Origin of the sequence: Nostoc sp. CCY 9925 (genome assembly GCF_963920935.1) — a bacterium.
GTDB lineage: Bacteria > Cyanobacteriota > Cyanobacteriia > Cyanobacteriales > Nostocaceae > Nostoc.
The window spans coordinates 1-2,163 of sequence record NZ_CAWUDO010000254.1 but is presented as its reverse complement, the minus strand read 5'-3'; the positions used below and the strand labels follow the sequence as shown (position 1 = coordinate 2,163).

Sequence of the window (2,163 nt, the reverse complement as noted above, 5' to 3'; positions counted from 1 at the left end):
CTATTGACCGTATTGCTATGACCAATAAGGGATTTGAGGAATTTACCACTGCTGACATTCCAGATTTTGATGGTGTTATCCCAACTACCAGAAGCTAACTGTTGTCCATTGGGACTGTAGGCGACGCTAATGACTGCACTGGTGTGACCAGTAAGGGTTTGGAGAAGTTTGCCACTGCTGATATCCCAGATTTTGATCGTCTTGTCACCACTAGCAGAAGCTAACTGTTGCCCATTGGGGCTGTAGGTGACGCTATTGACTGTATCGCTGTGATCAGTTAAGGTTTGGAGAAGTTTGCCACTGCTGATATCCCAGATTTTGATCGTGTTGTCAGCGCTAGCAGAAGCTAACTGTTGTCCATTGGGGCTGTAGGCGACGCTATTGACTGTATCGCTGTGACCAGTTAAGGTTTGGAGAAGTTTGCCACTGCTGATATCCCAGAGTTTGATGGTGTTATCCCAACTAGCAGAAGCTAACTGGTGTCCATTGGGGCTGTAGGCGACGCTATTGACTGTATCGCTGTGACCAGTTAAGGTTTGGAGAAGTTTGCCACTGCTGATATCCCAGAGTTTGATGGTGTTATCCCAACTAGCAGAAGCTAACTGGTGTCCATTGGGGCTGTAGGCGACGCTAGTGACCGTCTTACTATGCCCTTCTAAAGTATTAACCTCGATCGCTCGATTTTCTTTCTTCTCATTTGGCTTTAAATAAACCGCTTGCTGTAAAGTTAACACAGCGTGCATTAGGGTATCGCTTTCGTGCTGTGCCCAAAGTGTATGCTTGAGTTTGCTACTTGCTCTTAAGGCTGTTATTAAAGCATCTGGATGTTGTCCAGAGATAGCAAAGGCTTCTGAAGAATTATTGATGGCGTTAATTTGACTAACATTTGCCTCTACTGCCCACTGAAATGTTGCCGCTGCTAAAGCAGCAAATCCTAAACCTGCGGCGATGGAACTAAAAAGGGCGCGTCTGAGAACTTTATTCAGTTTTGTCTCACTAATTTTTCTTTGTTCTCGTTCCTTATCCAGTTCTGCCATTACCTGCTTTAACTTCGGTTCCTGTTGCTGGCGGATAAACCCGGCAATGTAGTCATGCACCAGTTGATAGCGGTCAAAAGGATTCTCTGGTAACAAAACCACCAACCCAGATTGGACAAAAATTTCTAATATTAAATCTAATTTGCTGATTTCAAAAGCTTTATCCTCCCTATTTTCCGATCCCCCCGCCTGGGTTGACCCCCTTAATAAGGGGGTTTTCGATCCCCCCGCCTTCGGCGACCCCCTTAATAAGGGGGTGAAAGAAATTAAGCCCCCCTTTTTAAGGGGGGTTGGGGGGATCTCCGAGAAATACTCCTGTAAATCTCGTTCCAACTCAGCACGAGTCTTAAGCGGCCGAGTTCCTTTTTCATCTGTCAGCAAATACAGTAATAATTCCGCCGCTTGCTGATTTTCCACACCGCAATCTTTAACAACTTCTTCTAGATAACGCTTAACTAGTTCTTCTTTAGTGCCGCGTTGCTGATATTCTGCCAGAGTTGTAATGTTCTCCGTTTGCAACTGCGCCCCCACAACCTGTAACTCAATGGGACGCACTTCACCCAATTCTGCGGCTAAGTCTTGCACGAGTTGTTCAACTAAAGCCGGTTCCAAACGAAAACTAGTATTTTCCGTTAAACGCTGGATAATTGACTTGGCATCATCAGGTGAGAAGTTACCCAACTTGTAAAGCACGTTATTACTGAGAATGTCATTGCCTATAATCTTCAGGCTGGGCAAATCATTGCACTCTAGCAAGTAATGGATGTAATCCACCCGCAGCGATAAGATAACTTTCAGCGATAAAACATTCAGACATTCTCCCAGAAACTCAAAAAATTGCTTCCTTTGCGCTGGTTCGGTGTAAATAAAGAAAAATTCCTCAAATTGATCGAAAATTAACACCGTGCGGAGGTTACGTTGTTCGTTTTCTTTAAGTCTGGATATAAAATATTGCGTAGTTCCGAGTTCTGAGGATGAAAGTTGACCTTCTGAGGGTGAACGTTGACCTTCTGAGGATGAACGTTGACCTTCTGAGGGTGAAAGTTGACCTTCTGAGGGTGAACGTTGACCTTCTGAGGGTGAACGTTGACCTTCTGAGGGTGAACGTTGACCTTCTGAGGGTGAA

1 protein-coding gene is annotated in these 2,163 nt (G+C 44.8%); it reads right to left on the bottom strand.

Annotated elements, in window-relative coordinates; translation table 11 throughout:
* Positions 1-2,163 (bottom strand): WD40 repeat domain-containing protein (locus ACM0OY_RS40170; RefSeq protein ID WP_414574265.1); only part of this gene is annotated, 2,163 nt, incomplete at both ends.